The 18,796-nt window shown below is 40.4% G+C and carries 20 protein-coding genes; 17 read left to right on the top strand and 3 right to left on the bottom strand.

The features are described 5' to 3' along the window. Window position 1: 1 nt before the first annotated feature. The 5 genes from CTER_RS07900 (at window position 2) to CTER_RS07880 (ending at window position 5,477) form a co-directional block, all read left to right on the top strand. The gene (locus tag CTER_RS07900) at window positions 2-946 is read left to right on the top strand and encodes an ABC transporter permease (RefSeq protein WP_004624839.1); all 945 of its coding nucleotides are present in this window, start codon (window positions 2-4) and stop codon (window positions 944-946) included. A gap of 380 nt (window positions 947-1,326) precedes the next feature. After that, on the top strand, window positions 1,327-1,911 hold the full coding sequence (locus tag CTER_RS26825; RefSeq protein WP_131469390.1) for a GNAT family N-acetyltransferase: 585 nt from the start codon (window positions 1,327-1,329) through the stop codon (window positions 1,909-1,911). Window positions 1,912-2,191: 280 nt separating this feature from the next. Beyond that, a complete protein-coding gene (locus tag CTER_RS07890; protein WP_004625036.1) occupies window positions 2,192-3,700 on the top strand; it encodes a carboxypeptidase M32 in 1,509 nt (502 codons plus the stop codon). A 218-nt stretch (window positions 3,701-3,918) separates the two neighbouring features. Further along, on the top strand, window positions 3,919-4,884 hold the full coding sequence (locus tag CTER_RS07885) for a helix-turn-helix transcriptional regulator (protein ID WP_040760540.1): 966 nt from the start codon (window positions 3,919-3,921) through the stop codon (window positions 4,882-4,884). Window positions 4,885-5,126: 242 nt separating this feature from the next. Beyond that, complete coding sequence (locus tag CTER_RS07880) at window positions 5,127-5,477, top strand: DUF2200 domain-containing protein (RefSeq protein ID WP_004624946.1); 351 nt, start codon at window positions 5,127-5,129, stop codon at window positions 5,475-5,477. 49 nt (window positions 5,478-5,526) lie between these two features. Here the strand turns inward: CTER_RS07880 and CTER_RS07875 are convergent, their stop codons facing one another. Beyond that, on the bottom strand, window positions 5,527-6,027 hold the full coding sequence (locus CTER_RS07875; protein ID WP_004624887.1) for a hypothetical protein: 501 nt from the start codon (window positions 6,025-6,027) through the stop codon (window positions 5,527-5,529). A 155-nt stretch (window positions 6,028-6,182) separates the two neighbouring features. Here CTER_RS07875 and CTER_RS07870 point away from each other — a divergent pair, with 155 nt between their 5' ends. Then, window positions 6,183-6,512, top strand: coding sequence for a helix-turn-helix domain-containing protein (locus CTER_RS07870; protein WP_004625048.1), 330 nt, complete (start codon window positions 6,183-6,185; stop codon window positions 6,510-6,512). Window positions 6,513-6,521: 9 nt separating this feature from the next. Here the strand turns inward: CTER_RS07870 and CTER_RS07865 are convergent, their stop codons facing one another. After that, a complete protein-coding gene (locus tag CTER_RS07865; RefSeq protein WP_004625063.1) occupies window positions 6,522-7,643 on the bottom strand; it encodes an ROK family transcriptional regulator in 1,122 nt (373 codons plus the stop codon). Window positions 7,644-7,886: 243 nt separating this feature from the next. Between CTER_RS07865 and CTER_RS07860 the strand changes: the two genes are divergently transcribed. The 6 genes from CTER_RS07860 (at window position 7,887) to CTER_RS07835 (ending at window position 14,633) form a co-directional block, all read left to right on the top strand. Next, entirely contained in the window at window positions 7,887-8,906 is a 1,020-nt protein-coding gene (locus CTER_RS07860) for a zinc-dependent alcohol dehydrogenase family protein (protein WP_004624770.1), read from the top strand. A gap of 72 nt (window positions 8,907-8,978) precedes the next feature. Next, window positions 8,979-9,758 carry an SDR family oxidoreductase gene (locus CTER_RS07855; protein ID WP_004624910.1) on the top strand — a complete coding sequence of 260 codons (780 nt, stop codon included), beginning with the start codon at window positions 8,979-8,981 and terminating at the stop codon, window positions 9,756-9,758. Between the two features lie 259 nt (window positions 9,759-10,017). Continuing rightward, window positions 10,018-10,389 (top strand): VOC family protein, encoded by a 372-nt coding sequence (locus CTER_RS07850; protein WP_004624995.1) that lies wholly within the window; start codon window positions 10,018-10,020, stop codon window positions 10,387-10,389. A gap of 163 nt (window positions 10,390-10,552) precedes the next feature. Then, the gene (locus CTER_RS07845) at window positions 10,553-12,583 is read left to right on the top strand and encodes a Na+/H+ antiporter (protein ID WP_004625047.1); all 2,031 of its coding nucleotides are present in this window, start codon (window positions 10,553-10,555) and stop codon (window positions 12,581-12,583) included. A 67-nt stretch (window positions 12,584-12,650) separates the two neighbouring features. After that, window positions 12,651-13,394: a helix-turn-helix domain-containing protein gene (locus CTER_RS07840; protein ID WP_004624782.1), complete on the top strand. Its 744-nt coding sequence runs from the start codon at window positions 12,651-12,653 to the stop codon at window positions 13,392-13,394. Window positions 13,395-13,463: 69 nt separating this feature from the next. Next, complete coding sequence (locus CTER_RS07835; protein WP_004624771.1) at window positions 13,464-14,633, top strand: alpha/beta hydrolase; 1,170 nt, start codon at window positions 13,464-13,466, stop codon at window positions 14,631-14,633. Window positions 14,634-14,645: 12 nt separating this feature from the next. Here CTER_RS07835 and CTER_RS07830 read toward each other — a convergent pair whose 3' ends face one another. After that, window positions 14,646-15,818, bottom strand: a complete 1,173-nt coding sequence (locus CTER_RS07830; protein ID WP_004624864.1) for an MFS transporter — start codon at window positions 15,816-15,818, stop codon at window positions 14,646-14,648. A gap of 98 nt (window positions 15,819-15,916) precedes the next feature. Here CTER_RS07830 and CTER_RS07825 point away from each other — a divergent pair, with 98 nt between their 5' ends. The 5 genes from CTER_RS07825 to CTER_RS07805 all read left to right on the top strand — a co-directional run bounded on the left by CTER_RS07825 (window position 15,917) and on the right by CTER_RS07805 (window position 18,786). Next, window positions 15,917-16,111 carry a hypothetical protein gene (locus tag CTER_RS07825; protein WP_004624806.1) on the top strand — a complete coding sequence of 65 codons (195 nt, stop codon included), beginning with the start codon at window positions 15,917-15,919 and terminating at the stop codon, window positions 16,109-16,111. Between the two features lie 18 nt (window positions 16,112-16,129). Next, window positions 16,130-16,447, top strand: a complete 318-nt coding sequence (locus CTER_RS07820; protein ID WP_040760583.1) for a PadR family transcriptional regulator — start codon at window positions 16,130-16,132, stop codon at window positions 16,445-16,447. Then, window positions 16,444-16,719, top strand: coding sequence for a hypothetical protein (locus CTER_RS07815; RefSeq protein WP_004624902.1), 276 nt, complete (start codon window positions 16,444-16,446; stop codon window positions 16,717-16,719). Before CTER_RS07820 ends, CTER_RS07815 begins: the two co-directional genes overlap by 4 nt. A gap of 8 nt (window positions 16,720-16,727) precedes the next feature. Continuing rightward, a complete protein-coding gene (locus CTER_RS07810) occupies window positions 16,728-17,237 on the top strand; it encodes a class I SAM-dependent methyltransferase (RefSeq protein WP_004624965.1) in 510 nt (169 codons plus the stop codon). A 97-nt stretch (window positions 17,238-17,334) separates the two neighbouring features. Continuing rightward, window positions 17,335-18,786, top strand: coding sequence for an ATP-binding cassette domain-containing protein (locus CTER_RS07805; protein WP_004625066.1), 1,452 nt, complete (start codon window positions 17,335-17,337; stop codon window positions 18,784-18,786). Window positions 18,787-18,796: the final 10 nt, after the last annotated feature.

Genomic DNA, 18,796 nt, shown 5'->3' with positions numbered 1-18,796 from the left:
TATGAAATTTGTAGCTGGATTAAAAAAATACGGAATATTTGCCGTGCTTCTTTTACTTATAATCATATTCTCAGTAGCATCCAAGGCGTTCTTAGTCCCCTCAAATTTATTTAACGTTGCCCGCCAGATATCTATGCTTGGAATTGCTGCAGTAGGTATGGCATTTGTACTTTTACTTGGGGGTATTGACCTTTCAATCGGGTCAGTAATAACTTTAGTCAATATCGTAGCGGCCTGGCTTATGGTCAAGGCCAATGTTGATCCTGTCTTAGCTGCTCTTATTGCGCTTGCCATGAGTGCGTCCATTGGTTTCATTAACGGATGGATTATCGCAAATATCAAAATGCCGCCGCTGATTGTTACCTTATGCGCTATGACGATTCTTGAGGGTGTTGCCTATATTATATGCGGCGGCCTTCCCATATTTGGCTTTCCTAAAGCTTTCACAGTTCTGGGACAGGGATACATAGGTCTTATACCAATACCTGTTATCATTATGATTGTTATCTTTGTGATTGGCTCATTTATTTTGAACAAGACATTTTTCGGCAGATACTTTTATGCAGTTGGCAGTAACGAAGAAGCTGCAAACTTATCAGGAATAAATGTAAAACGGGTTAAATATCTGGTATATACGCTCTCCGGATTGTTTGCAGGCATAGCAGGCATAGTACTGCTTTCAAGGACAAATTCCGGCCAGGCGCTTGCCGGTAAAGGTTTTGAATTTGATGTGCTTACCGCAGTTGTTCTGGGCGGTGTCAGTGTTAACGGCGGATCAGGAAAAATATCAAATGTTGTTGCCGGTGTGTTAATCATTGGTGTGTTAAGTAACGGGCTTGTCCTGCTTAATGTAAGCCAATACGTCCAGATGGTAACTAAAGGGCTTGTATTGCTTCTGGCTGTTGGTTTTGATTGTATTCAGAAATATCAAAAATCAAATGCCTGAATGGCAAAAATTAAAAATTAATTAAAGACAATGAAGCTTGTTTAGTTTGAATTATATAAATGTTTTTTTGATACTGAATAATAATTAGATAATATCTCTTCCGCACAATTATTTATTTGTAAGGAGGAGATTTTATTATATGTCCCGGAACGTAAAAATGCAGAACAGATCTGACCATAAAAGAGCAAAGTGATATGGTTGGGGAAACAACCCAGGTATTTTCTGAAATCAATAAAGCCACAGATTTGCTGACAACCAATATAGGCGATGATTAAACTCTAATTTGCTTTTCCGAAAAAAATAGTATAATCAGAAGAGATAGCTAGTGTGTATATGGAGGGTATTTATGCTGATCGATATGCCTTCCTCCAAGGGGGACGGTGGCTTTTTTTGTATCCTCAAGGCATGCAAAGATAAAGGGAGAAAAAATTATGAAGGCAAATTATCCGTATCGAATCGACCAAGCAAACGGCATTGCTTACGCATGGTTTACAAGAATGGAGTATAGAGGCGGGCCTGTCACTTCAGATTTGGAGCCTGAGCTTATTTTGTTTGAAGATAAATATTACGATATATATCAAAAGGTCGGAAATGATATTTTCGCTGATCTATTTCACAGAATGCACAGCAATATACGCCAATTTTTTCCGCTTGACGAAGTTCAAAAACGCGAAACATATCTTTGGTTCGAAAACCATGAGCTTGTGGGAAGCATCCGGATTTATCACAATAAAGAGGAAAACTGTTATGAAATCGAGAGAGTGATGATCGCTCCGCAGTCTCAGGGCAAAGGCTACGGGACGAAGTTATTGAATTTTATTGTAGCGAAACTTCAACAAACTCATCGTACGCCGATTTTCTTGACAGTTGCCGCTTGCAACGACAAAGCGGTTAAAATGTACGAAAAGTTTGGTTTTGTTCCTGTCAGCGAGGAAATGGAGGAATGGATAATCGAGGGGGGATAAAGGCACAAATGAATAAACAAAAGCACATTGCATTTCAAAATCAGTGACATTGCCAGGCGTCAGGCAACCTGAATTGAATCGAATATTTATTATAACCTTATGGAGGAAAATGGAAATTTTTATCGAATAATAATACTATTATTAGCAAACTAATAGTGATGTCTTGAATTGATGTAAATGGCTTAGGCATCAAAGCTTAAAAATACAGGAGATACGTGATTGATAAGGAGAACAAATGAAGCGATACCTGTAAAGCAATATAAGAATAAAGGAGATTACAATGAATAAAAAAACAATTACGAAAATTGAAGAATTAAAAGAATATCTTAAAAAAGTAGAGTATCTGGGCAGTTCTATTTCGTTATTGCATTGGGACAGCATTGTCAATATGCCAAAAGAGGCAATTGAATACAGAAGCGAAATGATTGGATACCTGACAGGTGAGAGCTACAAGCTTGCTACATCAGAAAAAATGAAAGAGTTTATTGATTATTTTAGTGGAATTGATGATTTGGATAATTTAACCAAAGCCATGATAGAAAAAATAACAAAAGATTATAATTACGCAATGAAGATACCTGAAGCTGAATACATTCAATATGAAATTGATAAGTCACTCTCGCAAAGTGCATGGGAGGAAGCTAAAAAGAAAAATGACTTCTCAATTTTCAAGCCACACCTTGCTAAGCTTATCGCTTATAATAAAAAGTTCTCTGAATACTGGGGTTTTGCCAACAACAAGTATGATGGTCTTCTAGATATCTATGAACCTGGAATGACAACAGAAAGGCTTGATGTAGTATTCGGAGAATTGCGAGAATCTCTCGTTGATTTACTTCAAAGAATTAAAAATTCAAACATAAAAACTGATGATACTTTTTTAAAAGGAAATTACTCTGTTGAAAGCCAGAGAAAGCTGGGGGAAACCATTTTAGGACATATGGGCTATGATTACGAAAAAAGAGGAAGGATCGATGTATCCGAGCATCCGTTTACGACGAACTTTGGAAATAAAGATGTCAGAATAACCACAAAATACGATACTTCGGATTTCAGACCTGCAGTCTTCTCCATGATTCACGAAGGCGGACATGGAATTTACGAACAAGGTATTCCGGATGAACTTGAGGGAACTTCTTTAGGTTCGGGTGCATCAATGGGTATGCACGAGTCACAATCACGGTTTTATGAAAATATCCTTGGGAAAAGCATGGAGTTTTGGAGCTATTTTTACCCGAAATTTCACGAAACCTATAAAGAGCTTGAAGGGGTGGATCTCATATCGTTTTATAGGGCAATCAACCGCGTGGAGCCTTCTTTAATCAGGATTGATGCAGATGAATTAACTTATAGTCTTCATATAATTATTCGCTATGAAATGGAAAAGCTCCTGATAAACAGTGATATCAACGTTGATGATGTTCCAAGGCTTTGGAATGAAAAATATAAGGAGTATTTGGGTGTGGAACCGGAAAATTATGCTGATGGAGTATTGCAAGATGTTCATTGGTCGGGCGGTGATTTTGGGTATTTTCCAACCTATGCGCTTGGAAACTTGTACGGGGCGCAAATTTTCAATAAGCTAAAAGAGGAAATTCCAGATTGGAATCAAAAAATCTACAGTGGAGACTTTTCGTCTATTACCAAATGGTTAAAGGAAAATATTCATCAGTATGGTGCAATATTAAAGCCGGCTGAATTAATTAAGAAAGTTACAGGCGAGGAACTGAGTGCAAAATACTTTATAGAGTATCTCAACGATAAATTCGGCAAGTTATATGATGTATAAGCACTTATGATAACTTGTGATATCAGGTAAAAACAAACCAAGCATTATATTGGTGGGGATAACTTGTTTGCAACTTAGCAAAGCAATATGAGTCGAAGCTTTTTAAGAAATGTGCATATTTGAATTTTATGCTTGAAAATCAGCAAGTAAAATCAAGCAGCAATCTCTCTATTTCTTCATAATAAATGTAGGGTGGCTGAAACGGGGTGAACGGACGAATGTACCAGTGGCAGAGGCAAATTCAAATAATCGTTGATGAAATTGACAAATGTATTAAAAATTATAATGATGAAGCCTTGACACTACGCTTTCTTTCTCGCAGGCTGGGTTATTCCGAATTTTATACAACGAGAAAATTCAAAGAAATATCGGGTATACAATTTAGGGATTATCTGCGGCATAGAAAATTAGCCTTTGCACTAAAAGAGGTTCGGGATAGTGAAAAAAGCCTTTTAGATATTGCTTTTGATTATGGTTTTTCATCACATGAAGCTTTTACCAGAGCTTTTAAGGGAACATATGGTGTAACTCCAAGTGAATACCGAAAAAAGCCTAAACCTGTCGTTCTTCGTACAAAAATAAACCCTTTCGACCGCTACTTTTTAGGACTGGGAGAGATTGGGATGATGAAATCTGCAGATGATGTTAAAATTTATTTTGTAACCATTCCCGCACATAAATTTTTGCACATTAAAAACTATGAGAGTAATGGGTATTGGGATTTTTGGCAAAAGCAAAGTCTTATTCCGGGACAGGACTGCGAAACAATCTGCGGCTTACTCGATAGTATCAAGGGCAAATTGGATGACGATGGTGGGAGCGAATCTAACGGCGGCAGCGGTCAGATTATGGCGTACATTAATGACCCGGACGGCAGACTCTGCGATTGGGGTATACCGCGTACAGAGTGTTATGGTGTACGACTTCCTTTTGATTATAAAGGCGAAGTACCACCACATATGCTTATGATTGATGTTCCCGAAGCCGAGTATATTGTTTTTGAACATGGGACCTTCGATTATGAGCAGGAAAATCGTAGTGTGGAGGAAAAGATTGAAAAGGCAATGGCAACTTTTGATTTTGCAGGCACTGGCTACTGCTTTGATACTTCCCCCGGTAGAATAATTTACTTTTATTTTAATCCGGAACGGTATTTTAAGTATATCAGACCAGTGCGGAAGTAAATAAAATCGACTGCTTATCCACTATTGTTTCTAAAGGTAAGCGAAAAGCAGGGTCAAAAACTGCAGTTTTTGACCCTGCTTTTTGGGTATTTCATAGGTAATATTAGGGTTTTCAGAGTTTGTTCTTGAATTTATTACAGCTGAACAATAAAATGTTCTTATAGAACACATAGACAGATATATAAAATTCCAAATTATTAACGTGTAATTATTTTTTATATAAATCAAAGGAGCATTTTAAAATGGAGAAACCACGCATTTATACAATGTCTTTTTCAAGTATCTATCCGCTCTATATACAAAAAGCTGAAAAAAAAGGAAGAACAAGAAAAGAAGTAGATGAAATCATTTTTTGGCTTACCGGTTACGATGAAAATTCATTGCAGCAACAAATAGTTAATGAAGTAGATATGGAAACGTTCTTCAAACAAGCACCTCAAATTAATCCGAATGTTTCACTCATTAAAGGAGTAATTTGTGGATATCGGGTAGAAGAAATAGAAGATGAATTAATGCGGCAAATCCGATACTTGGATAAATTAATCGATGAGTTAGCCAAAGGTAAAACAATGCAGAAAATATTAAGAAAATAAATAGATTTTGCCGATCTGTACTTTTGATTCTTTTTGCAAATTGTTTAAATTAAAGAAATAAGAAATTCCGAAAAAACGCTATGATTTTTGAAACAAAAAATTTCAGATGTTTGTCATCCGGTTTTGTTTGGACATCCGGCACTTCCTCATCTGGAAGGGCCAAGTGTAAAGGGCGGTTCTGCCATAGGAACAACACAAATTCATCCATAGGCAAAGTTCGTTCAAATTGTAATGGAATTTTATACGTTCTGCAGTAGCCGGAGATCAGGTCATCCAGCATGGCCCAATGTACCGCAACAGCAGGGAACCCCCGGTTTCCGCATTCTTTAATGACTCCATAATTTATCTGATTCTTTAAGTATCCCGCAATAATGAGAAAATCAATCCTCTCGTCGCAAAACATAAGTGCCTGCTCTTTGGATGTGACAAGGGCGGCAACCTGAACCCCGACTGAAGTCAGGTAATCGGCCAGCTTTTGAGCATAATTCAATAGTCGGTCCGATAAAATTAAGACGCAAAGAGGGGAAGTGTTTTTTTCTTCCATATTCATGGTTTTTTGCTTCCTTTCGTAGGAGTTTTATCCGCCGTGAATAAAATCGCCAGCTTTATGGTATTCTATAAGAATATATTTTAGTATTCTTTTCGCTAATTTTCAAGTATATTTGTATTCTTTAAGATTACTATAAAGGAGGCTTAGAGTATATTATGCTGAATCGAAAAGAATTTGGGGCCGCCATACGCAACGCCCGGATAGAAAACAAATTAACCCAGGAAAAACTGGCAGAAATGCTTGGAGTGACGCCTGTCCATGTCAAACAGTTGGAATCGGGAAGCAGAATGCCGTCAGTAGAACTTCTCCACAGTATTGCCGTCACTCTGAATTTCTCAGTAGACAGGGTGTTCTTCCCGGTTAAGGCTGAGAATACTGAAATGCTGAGCAAGCTTGAACGGTTGCTGCATTTATGTACACCCCATGATTTGTGTGTAGTCTATGCCACAGCCAATGCATTAACTGATAAAGAGATAAGGAAATAAAGAATTCGACTATATCGAATCCAGAAAGTCGTTGACAAACAAAAGTGCTGCGCCGGTTGCAACTACAGCATGTGTACACTTCCCTGTGTGAATGTAGCGGCGCTTCTCAGCAAATGAACATTTTTCATGTGCAAGTGCAAGCAATTCGTCAAAATCGCTTTCATTCAAATAGGGGGCAATATGACCTCCCAATATAACGTCGCAATCAATCAGCATGTGCATGTTATTAATGGCGGTGGACAAATCATCCAGGTATTGATGCCAGCGGGCAGTTTCTTCTGCTTTTCCAGATCGTAAGGAAGTGAAAAAATCATCCGGATTGCGAGCTTCTCCGACTAATGCGTCGGCAGAGCAATAGGCTTCAAGGCAACCTTTTTTTCCGCAATAACATTGCCGTCCGCCGGGTTTTATAACCATATGCTCGATGAGTCCGCTGCCAATTCCCTGTCCTTTATATATGGCAGAATTAATTACAACGGCGCCGCCCAGGTTTTTGCTCAAAGAAACATAGATTGCATCGGTGATATCTTTGGAAAACCATAGTTCGGCATAAGCGGCCGCTTCCGAGTCATGGGTCAACCTGCACGGATAATTTATAAATTCGCAGAAGTCTTCCAAACTTGCACCGGTGCACTCCAGTATGGTGCTGTAAGTGATTGAATTGCCGTCAGACGAGACAAGGCCCTGTACAGCTATTCCTACTCCAAGTACCCGTTTGGAGGCAACGCGCATTGCTGAAATAAAGGAGTTGACGAATTCCCCTAATTGCCTGTAATAATCCTCCGTATTAGAGTAGGCCAGATCAAGCCGGTTTTCCTTCAGCACTTTACCGTAGATATCAATAGATACAATTCTTATCTGATTTTTGAGGATCTCTACGCCGAAGCTTATCCGGCTTTTCAGTATACAGCTGATTACTTGTGGTTTTCTTCCGCCCGATGATTCAAAGAGTCCATTTTTTTCAATGAGCTGAAGCTGCTCCAATTCCTTCAAACACTGTGTGACAGGCGGCATGCTAAGCTGCAGCCGGGCTGCTATATCCTGTTTTGAAATCTTCTGCTCTTTATAAATAAGTTTAAAAATATTGCTGCGGTTTATTTTCTTAAGTTCTGCCGTAGTTACTTTTTTCATGTAAACCCTTCTAATCTGACAATTTTATTTATGACAACAATGTTATTATATCTCAAATCAGAAATAATGAAAATATGGATTCAAATAGATTTGACTTTCATTATTTATAATAATAATCGTTAATTTACCCACATATAATCTTGATTTTATTTAAATATTTGTATAAAATTAATAACATACTTATAGAAACTATATTTGCAAAAGAGTATTGCATAATATTGAAGATGAGAAAGGAATTTTAAAATGAAAGCAGCTATTTTTTACGGAACAAAAAATATCAGGGTTGATGAAGTTCAGGTACGCGAACCGGACCGGGATGAAGTCCGGATCAGAGTCATGGCCTGCGGCGTGTGCGGCACGGATTTGCATATCTATTCCGGAGCGGAAGGCGCTGCAAAGTGTACGCCGCCTACCATTCTGGGGCATGAGTTCTCGGGTGTTATCGAAGAAGTGGGATACGGTGTGACGGATTTTCATCCCGGAGACAGAGTATGTATAGACCCTAACGACATGTGCGGAGCGTGCTACTATTGTAGAACCGGCAGTGCACATTTCTGCGAGGATATGATAGGAATCGGCACCACAACCGACGGCGGATTTGCCGAGTATTGCACTGTAAACCAAAAGCAGGTATATAAAATGGGGAATGAAATGTCTTTTGAGGAAGGAGCTATGGCAGAACCCATCTCCTGCTGTCTTCACGGTATTGATCTGTCCGGAATAAAAGCGGGAGACACCGTCATGGTCATCGGCGGCGGGACAATCGGACAAATTATGCTTCAGCTGGCACGCATCAGCGGCGCTTCCACCCTGATCCTGGTTGAACCGGTTAAAGAAAAAAGAGAGCTCGGGTTGAAGCTTGGCGCTGACATTACAATTGATCCCTTAACCGAAAATATACCTGACATTCTCAAAAAACAATTTATACAACACATAAACGTGACAATTGAATGCGTGGGACTGAGCAGCACTATGGCAGACGCTGTCCAATACGCCGGCAAAGGAGGTACAGCTATGCTTTTTGGTCTGACTGATCCTGCCTGCCAAATTCCGCTGGCTCCTTTCGACCTGTTCAAACGGGAAGTTTCAATCAAAGCCTCATTTATCAATCCGTATACATACCAGAGAGCGGTCAGCCTGTTGAGCTCAAAGAAAATCAACGTCAGGGATCTGATTACCGATACGTTACCGCTGTCCGATATTCAGCGTGTTTTTACAGACGATACCTACCGTAGAAGCGGCAAAATTATTATCAAGCCCTGAGGTTTTTGAATTGAGTCATTATAGTTACTATGATTTACACTACAATAAAGGATTAAAGAAAGGTGAATGATTATGAATATTATTGATAAATTCAGGCTTGACGGCAAGGCAGCTTTTGTAACCGGAGGGGCAAGAGGAATCGGTAAAAGTGTTGCGACAGCTTTTTGTGAAGCAGGCGCAAATGTTGCAATAGTTGACATAGATGAAGAGGAGGCAAAGAAAACAGCCCGGCTTTTGGAGCAGACCACTGGCGCGAAAACATTGGCGTTAAAAGCTGATATTACTGAACCTGAGCAGGTTGACTCCATGATGAGTAAAATTCTGGATACCTACGGCAAACTTGACATAGCCTTCTGCAATGCCGGGATATGTATGAACATTCCGGCCGAAGAAATGACCTTTGCACAATGGAAGAAGGTTATCGACATCAATCTATCGGGTGTCTTTTTAACTGCACAGGCTGCAGGCAGACAGATGCTCAAGCAGGAGTCGGGAGGATCGATTATCAACACCGCGTCCATGTCGGCTCATATTGTCAACGTCCCCCAACCGCAGTGTGCTTATAATGCGTCCAAGGCAGGTGTTATACAGCTGACGAAATCATTGGCTGTTGAATGGGCAACAAGAAACGTTCGAGTGAACAGCATCAGCCCCGGATATATAGCCACAGAGCTTACTTTGAGTTCCCCGGCACTGAAACCGTTGATTGAAAAATGGAATGCAGTGGCGCCTTTGCACAGGATGGGCAAACCTGAAGAGCTTCAGGCCATTTGCGTGTACCTTGCAGGTAACAGCAGTACATTTACTACCGGTTCGGATTTCGTAATCGATGGCGCCTTCACCTGTATCTGATGTGGAGCTGGCATTTTAAAGGGAGCAGCATGTTTACCGGGTAATTAAATTTATAGTGATTTTATTTAAATATTTCCAGTTAGCCTTAATAATATGCGAAATTAAGGATTTAGCTGGAAATATTTTTATTTAGATACAAAAAAAGAAGAACACTTGTTCTGTACACGCATGTTTTGATATAATCTTTTTAGAGATAAAATCCGCCATAAAAATTCAGTATGGGTAAGATTTACCTGCACTGCCAATGAGGTGAATGGAAATGAAACATGTTGATACAATAGTTTTGGTTGAAGATATAAAAGTCTCAAAGGAATTTTATATTAATATGATAGGGCTTGAAATATTATATGACTGGGGGAATATGGTGATTTTTAAAGATCGGTTTTCAATACATCAAGCGAATAAGCTCATGCCTGAACAGGAAATAAACAAGTGTATTCATGCTGGAAAGCAGGGGTATAATAATTTAGTCATCTATTTTGAAGTAGAGGATATAGAAGAAGAATATAATAAGATTGTTCAGAAAGGAGTGAAAGTAATACACGGAATTACAGAATTACCTTGGCAGAAGATATTTCGAATATATGATCCTGACAATCATATCATAGAAATTGGAGGTCCGCATTTTTAATTTGCTGATAAGCCTATCCGGTAATTCTATTGTCATTTCAAAATTTCCGGAGTTGATGGAAACGGACAGATTACAAGCTTTTCTACTTGCATATTGCAGAATTTATGCTAAAAGGGTAAAATTGTCCTAAGTTATATACTGGTTATAAGCGGAGGACTTAATTGTGGAATTACTAACAATCATATTATTATTAATGCTCGGGCTTTTGATATCCAATGTTGTCGGTCATTATATTCCGTCTATCCCTACGGCTTTGACGCAAATAGCGTTTGGGGTAATTGTAGCACTGGGCATAGGGAATTATACTTTTGAAATCGGTGCGGAATGGTTTTTATTATTGTTTGTTGCGCCGCTTTTGTACAACGACGGCCGGCATTTTTCACGCGAAGAATTATGGGGGATGAGATCTCAGATCTTTGGCAATGCCTTCATTCTTGTTATACTGACCACCATACTTTGCGGCTTTGTAATCAACAGGCTCATACCCGCTATTCCTATGGCTGTCGCTTTTGCCCTGGCAGCCATTTTGTCGCCCACCGACCCTGTTGCGGTCAATGGAATTGCCAAAAAGATAAGAGTACCCGAAAAGGTGATGGCTCTTGTGAGGGGAGAATCGCTGATCAATGATGCCTCCGGACTTGTAGCCTTTAAATATGCCATAGCAGCCGCTGTCACAGGATATTTTTCACTCAGGGAAGCGGTATTGGACTTTTCGTATACTTTCCTGATCGGGGCTGTTGCAGGTATATTCCTCGGCTTGTTAATAACCTTCGTCCGATTCAGACTGCGCAAAAGCGGGATAAATGATCCGGTGTTCCACTCACTGCTGCAGATTATGACTCCGTTCGGCATCTATATGGTTACCGAGCATGTTCTGCATGCTTCGGGAGTCATCGCAGTCGTAGCTGCCGGAATAATTCACTCCATTGTCAGGGAACATACAGAAACACACATGGCTGAAGAACAACTGCTTACAGAAAACACGTGGTCCATCGTTTTGTTCGTCTTAAACGGATTTGTATTCATATTATTAGGGATGGATATTCCTTCTGCAATGCTGGATACCATTTCCAACCCTGATTTGGGGAACTGGCTGGCCTTTGGCTATGTGGCGGTTATCGGATTTACAGTTCTCGCCATTCGTTTTGTATGGTCCTTTGGGAACAAAGCTTTAAATTATTATTTCAGGAAAAGAAGCGGGGAGGAAAAGCCCGATATAAAGGAAGCCCTGATCACAACCCTCGCCGGTGTACGCGGTGCGGTAACCATGGCCGGCGTCCTCACCGTACCGGCGGTTTTAGGAAACGGAGAAACCTTTCCGGCGCGTTCACTGCTTATTTTTATTGCTGCTGGAGTAATTCTGCTGTTATTAATTCTTGCGATGGTTTTTTTGCCTTTGCTCTGCAAAAAGGAAGCTCCTGCCGGAGGTGCTGGAGAGCATACGGATTTGACCGGAGCCAAAAATAAACTTCTGATGTCGGCAATTAAAAAAATTAAAGCGGAAACAAATGCTGAAAATGAGTTTGCGGCTTTGCAGCTGATAAACGAATATACGCACAGTTTTCAGAGAAATCTTTCGGAGCAGAAATCCAATGAACAGCATGCGGAACATTACAGCCGGAAAACAAATGAGGCACAACTGCTGGCTTTAAACCTGCAAAGAAAGTACATCAAAAATCTTTGGGACAATGATGAAATAGACATAATGGTTTTTGACACTTTGACCAGATTTCTTGATTACCGGGAAGGAACCTTGGATAATAATCTGCATTTCGGAATATTTTTCTTAAAACGGGCTATGCGCGATATCGGCCGCCTGGGAGGGAAACATCACAGGCATAACGTTGCCGGCCTGGACAATTTGCATATTGTCAGGGATATCCAGATGAGGGCTATGGCCGAGGCTGTTAAAGGTTTGGAGGAGTATGCCAAAACACAGGAGCAACCGGAGTATGTCTATACAGTACTTCTGGATTATGAGAAAATGCTGCAGGCATTCAAACGTACGGGGGACCGGTACAATGACCAGCTCGAAAGGCAAAAGGAAGAGTTGCGGTTCAAGGTACTGGATGCCGAACGTTCTGAAATACGCAGAATGTATGAAACCGGCGAAATAAATGCAGTTCAGGAAAAGGAACTGAGGAGATTTGCAAACCATATTGAGAGTATCATTTTGTATGAACATAATGAATGAAATATGTAATTGAGAATACACAGAAGAGAATGTGTCTTTCGGCCGGTGCAAACAGAGAGGTGATATATTGAGCAATGCTTTCTGGTCATACGATCATATTCTGATATCAAAAGCCTATTATGACCCCGAGCCTCACAGTCATTTGGCAATACATCTGATTTTTAGCGCAGGTGATGTATTTGAATGCATTGTTGATAATACAAGCTTTACCTGCAAAGGAATTTGTATTCAATCCGGTACTATGCACACCATAGCTTGCGATAAGGGCAAATTGCTTGTCTTTCTTTTCGACAAGACAAGCAATTTGGCAAAACTCGTTGAGCAAAAGTATTTGATAGGTGAACCATACTGCCGGATTTCTGAGAAATTAGCCGGGAAGGTGTGCAATGCCTGGGAAACAAATTGTGATGATGCAGATCATTTGGATCACGCTATACTTTCCGCTTGCGGTCTGCTGGACGAGGATGTTAAAGCGTATGATGCCCGGGTATATCAGATGCTGAAGCTGATATCCGAAATGCAGGGAATTTACGAGGATACCATTGAAGTTTTGAGCCGCAGCGTCTATCTTTCGCGCAGCAGAGCAGCCCATCTGTTTAAGGAACAGGTTGGCACTTCTCTGAGCAGCTATCTGGTTTTTGAAAAAATGCGCAAGGCATACACATATATCGTTTCGGGTGATAATATCACTGACAGCTGTATCCGGGCGGGTTTTTCCAGCTCATCCCACTTCTCCAATGTCTGTAAAAAAATGTTTGGCATCCCACTAACAGAATTTCTGAAAGCAACCGTATCCCAAAAAATAAAATAGCGTATTTATGCAAGCGCATAACTTTCCTTCGGGGGTATTATATAAAAAAACAAACCGGAGGGAATAAATATGAGAGCAGAAAAAATGGAATTTAAAAACGGCGACTATAGTCTTAACTCCCAGGCTAACTTTAATTTCCAGCTAAATCGTATGATTATGTGGGATGGCGGAGAACTGGCCGATATTGAGGAAATATCCCCTTTAATCAAGGATAGTTCTTCATGGAAACAGAATCTGATATCTATCGGGGATAAGGCAATTTCGGAAGGCAGAACAAAGGAAGCCATAGCCTATTACCGCATGAGCGAATTTTTCATGTATGATGGTGATCCGGATAAGGAAAAGTACTATACACTTGCTTCAGATTTATTTTATGAATATTATGGGGAATACTTTGAAGATGGCACTGTTGTCCGTTACTTTGTGCCGTTTGAGGATATTGTTCTGCCCGTAATGTATGCAAAAGCCAAAGGCGGCAGAAAGGATATTATCCTTCTCCATGGAGGGAATGATTCTTACTTTGAGGAATTTTTCTTTCCGATGCTGTATTTTTCCGAAAATGGTTACGATGTGTATTTGTTTGAAGGCCCTGGTCAGGGGGGCGTCATGAGAAAGCAGGGAAAGCATTTCATTTATCAGTGGGAACGGCCGGTAAAAGCGATTCTGGATTTCTTCAAGCTGGACGAGGTTACCATTATAGGGGCATCCCTGGGAGGCATGCTGGCACCTCGTGCAGCAGCGTTGGAAAAGAGAATTCATCGGGTTATTGCATGGTCTGTTTTTACAAATTTTATGGATATTCTCATTTCCACACAACCAATGGGGACTCGAAAAATTCTGAAGATATTGTTTAAGCTCAGAATGAAATCAGTCATTAATTTTGTATTCAATTTGAAGATGAAAAAAGGCGACGAACTTGTAAAATGGGGACTGATGCATGGAATGTACGCCTATGAGTCCAGGACGCCCTATGAATATCTGGACAAAATGAACAGATACCAGATCATGGATGTGGCTTCGCTTATAGATCAGGATATGTTGATTATTGGGGCAAACCGGGATCATTTTATCGATTATCGTATTGTCGGCCAAGAAATAGATGCATTAAAAAATGTCAGATCGCTCACAGTACGTATATTTACCGATAAAGAGAATGCCGGTGCACACTGCAATGTGGGTAATGCCGGGTTGGTTTTTAATACAATGATAAATTGGATTGAAGCCATAAAGAACAAATAAGCATATTGAACGTTATTGCAATATCTTAATTCTTCTCGAAAGAACCAGGTTGAGGAACGCAATTACGGCTGCTGCCATAAATACGGCCTGATATCCCACTTCCAGCCACAAGAGACCTCCGAAAATAGGGATGACCATTGATGCGATGTGCTGCAGGCTCACACCGGTGGACAGCGTCGGGGTTACGTCGGCAAGATCGATTGCAATCTTCCTTACATATGTTGACCGTGCCATTTCGACTGCAGACATGGAGTTGTCAATGACATAACAGCCGGCAATTATTATCACGGCGATACTGGCAGAGAAAATTCTGTCCGAAAATGCATAGCCCAGACAAATGGCAAACAACAGAATAGCTTCAAAAGTCAGGACGAAACGCTCACCACGGTTATCAATCAATTTACCGATCAGCTTCCTCGTGCCTATGCTGATAAGTGCCACCACCATACCCAGGATAGCAAACATCTGGGGTTTTACGTCAAACACCTTTATCAGTACCCATGGCGCAAACGTCAGAAAAATTTGATTTCTTGCGCCGCTGATAACGGCCAGTACATAATAGAGAGAATAACGTTTTCTGAAAACAAATCTTACTTTTCTGACTTCCGGTCCGCCCTTCTTCATCATACCCACTGCAAAAGCAGCGAACACATAGGCAACGGTTCCGGAAACAAACGCGGTCTGATAAGTCATATGCATGAAGTTAAAACCTATAAAGATATAAACGTAGGCAATGATACTGCCTGATAAGCTGAAAGCGCTGACCGTTCCAAGCCTGGCTCCGAAAGATTCCTGATTGGAAAGGGACATGCCGATGGATGGCGTAACGGGCATGACCATGTGTGTACCCAAGCTGTACATCATCATCCAGATGATCATAATCGCAAAGGTGGGCGACAGCATGCCCAGTCCAAGCATACCCAGCCCCGCTGCTGCCATACCGATCACGGCAATCCGTACATCGCCTAAAAAACTTAATGCAGCCAGAACCAACATAATAAAGAAACCCGGCGCTTCTCTGGGCACCTCAAGGAAACCCCTGACATCCTCGGATAGTTTGAATATATCACTTAAGTAATTGTTGAATATTGATACATTGATGCCTGCGCCGATTCCGGAGAACAGCCCCGCAAGCAGGAACAGATTAAAGTCCCGTTCGGTATGAAAATTTGTGCGTAATCTCATTTATTTACCAGCTCTCATATTAGTCATAACATCCAGCAATTATAACATATGAAGGTGATGCTTTCAATAATTTTTATGAATGAAAATGAGCACTGAAAATGAACACCAATAATGCAAATATAAACGCAGCCATGATAGGTGCCGCTATTACAGTGCTGCTTGCTATGAAATTTGTCCTGCATGCAAGAGGATTTCTTATTGACAATCACACTACTCTGCGTTATTATGTAGTGGTACTAAACAATGTTAAGTACCTTTGCGCATGTCAATACAGTTTTTGCGAGGTGATGTGAGTGGAAAATCTGAGCGAGATGCTCAAAGGGGTGTTAGAAGGAATCGTACTGGAAATCATAGGACGGGATGAGATATACGGATATGAAATTGTCAGGAAGTTGAATGCTCTTGGGTTTGAGGGCATTGCCGAAGGCACGGTTTATGCCCTTTTAGTTCGGCTGGAAAAGAACCGGCTGGTTCATATCGTCAAAAGGCCGTCCGAAATCGGCCCGCCGAGGAAGTTCTACACCCTCAATGAGCGGGGGCTGGATGAATTGATGTCGTTTTGGGCACGGTGGGATTTTTTGAGCGACCGCATCCAAATTTTGAGAAATAACGGAGGTAAGGAATTATGAGCTTCAGCAATGAGACAAAACAAAAAATAAGTCAGTATTATGAAAATCGTGATCCTGCCGACTATGAAGCAATTGGGCTGTTTTACGGAGGATTTCTGTTTTTGGGTGTTGCTATCGGCTCTCTTGTCGGATTTCTCACAAGCGGCGGTGTCCCCGCCTTTTTACAGGATGGATGGATTTACACCCTTGTTGGTACGGGGGTCGGAGCCATCATTGGTATAGGGCTGGGAGAAATAAGCCACGCGATTATCGTCGGGATGAAAAGAAGGTAGGTGCAGTTATGTCATATATGAAAACGGCACGCCGCAAGAAAGACATTGGCATCAACGGCCGGATGGCCAAATGGTACGATAAAAACACCCGTTCGTCGCGTCTTTCGGAGATGCGGGAATATGCCGACATGGTAAACGGATATGCCGACAGGGGGGCAGCCGTGCTGGAAGTGGCGCCAGGCCCCGGGTATCTGGCAATTGAATTGGCAAAACGGGGTTTTTCAGTAACCGGCGTTGAAATCAGTGCGGATTTTGTGGAGATTGAGAAGCACAATGCCCGGGAGGCCGGCGTAAACGTGGACTTCCGGCAGGGTAATGCGTCAGCGTTGCCTTTGCCGGACAGTGCCTTTGATTTTATTATCTGCTCGGCCGCATTCAAAACATTTCTTAAAAACGGCGCATATACCCGGGAAGGTTTTGAGGAACTGATTTCGCAGACAGACTTTGGGCACCATAAAATCTTAAAACAGGGAATTGGCTTTCAGGTTTGGATGTATAAGCTGGGGATGCAGATATGAAATATGCCATTGAAGCTTGTAATCTAAAATAGTTACCTGATAATATATAATTGATGGTAGCGATATTATTTAATTAAATGGGCTAAGGAATAACAGTATGAAAAAAGAAATACTTCGAATGGAAAATGTTATAAGTGAAGATCCGAATATGACTAATCTTGATAATTTCAATATTCATATGTTCCAGGGGGAGATACTGGGCCTGATTGGAGTGAATGACTATGGAAAAGATGTGTTGGTCAATCTTATATGTAAAAATACGCCGATAAAGTTCGGGCGGATTTATTTTTCCAATGTTTTAGTAAACAGTTATCATTATAGTGACGGATCTGATAATAAGGTATATGTGATCGATCAGGAGAGCAAGCTGATAAATGACTTAACTGTAACAGATAATGTATTTGTACTTAGGAAAGGCTTCAAAAAGTACATCATCAGCGAAAAAGTTTTAGGAATACAGTTAAACCAATTACTGAAAGAGTTGGAAGTAACCTTGGAGCCCAAAGCCGTTTGCATGGATTTAACGGAATATGAAAGATGTGTGGCAGAAGTATTAAAAGCAGTAATACAAGGGGTAAAGCTTATTATAGTCAATGACTTGAGCAATATTTTAAGTGCCGATGATTTTCAGAACTTTAAAAAACTGCTAATCAAAATGGCAAAAAAGAATTATTCCATAATATATATTGGAAATCATCATGAAGAAATTTTTCCCATATGTGATAGAGCAGTATTAATGCAAGACGGAAGAATAATTAAAGTGTTGGATAAAAAGGAAATGTCGGATGAAAAAATATTACCGTACACCATCTCATTAAAAGATACCCAGCCAGCCATTAAAAACAAGGATAAGAAGGATACAATATATTTTCACAATATAAGCACAAGCTACTTGAATAAGGTTTCATTTTCAATTCAAGCCGGAGAGTGTATCGTATTGTATGACAAAAGCAGTAAACTGCAGCTGGATACTGTTAATTTTTTGAGCGGTGAGCAGGAGCTGGCATCAGGAGTCATTGAACTGGGACATAAGATATTAAACCCTAAGAAAATGTACAGGTATTTTGGAAGTGAAATAGTGGTTATCGGAGAAGATGCATTAAGCTCAATGCTTTTTTATGATATGAGTTATATTAATAATTTTTGCTTTCTGCTGGATAAAAAAACCAATAGAAGCAATATCACCGAAAAAGTTAAAAGGAGCATCCAGCTTGAATATTATAAAGAATTAGGTAATGAAGTATATGCAAATGATTTAAGGGAGCTGGATAAAAAATCACTTTACAATTTAATTTACTACAGAGTTCATTTGTTAAACCCAAAAATTGTTTTCGTTGTCCAGCCTTTTTCCAATGCGGATATGTATGTAAGAAGTCATATCATTCATTTGATTAGAATTTTAAAACGCAAGGGAATTGCAGTTGTTATACTTGCTGTAAGTATTTCTGACAGCCTGTATGTAGCCGACAGGCTATTGCTTTTGGAAGAAGGTACAATCAAGGAAGAATACTTTCCGGATACCTTCAGTCAAATCAGAATCAGCGATTAATACCCAAAGA

This window comes from Ruminiclostridium cellobioparum subsp. termitidis CT1112, assembly GCF_000350485.1.
In the GTDB taxonomy this organism is placed as follows: Bacteria; Bacillota; Clostridia; order Acetivibrionales; family DSM-1351; genus Ruminiclostridium; species Ruminiclostridium termitidis.
Note: the sequence above shows the minus strand (reverse complement) of the source record. Positions and strands in the feature narration are given on the sequence as shown.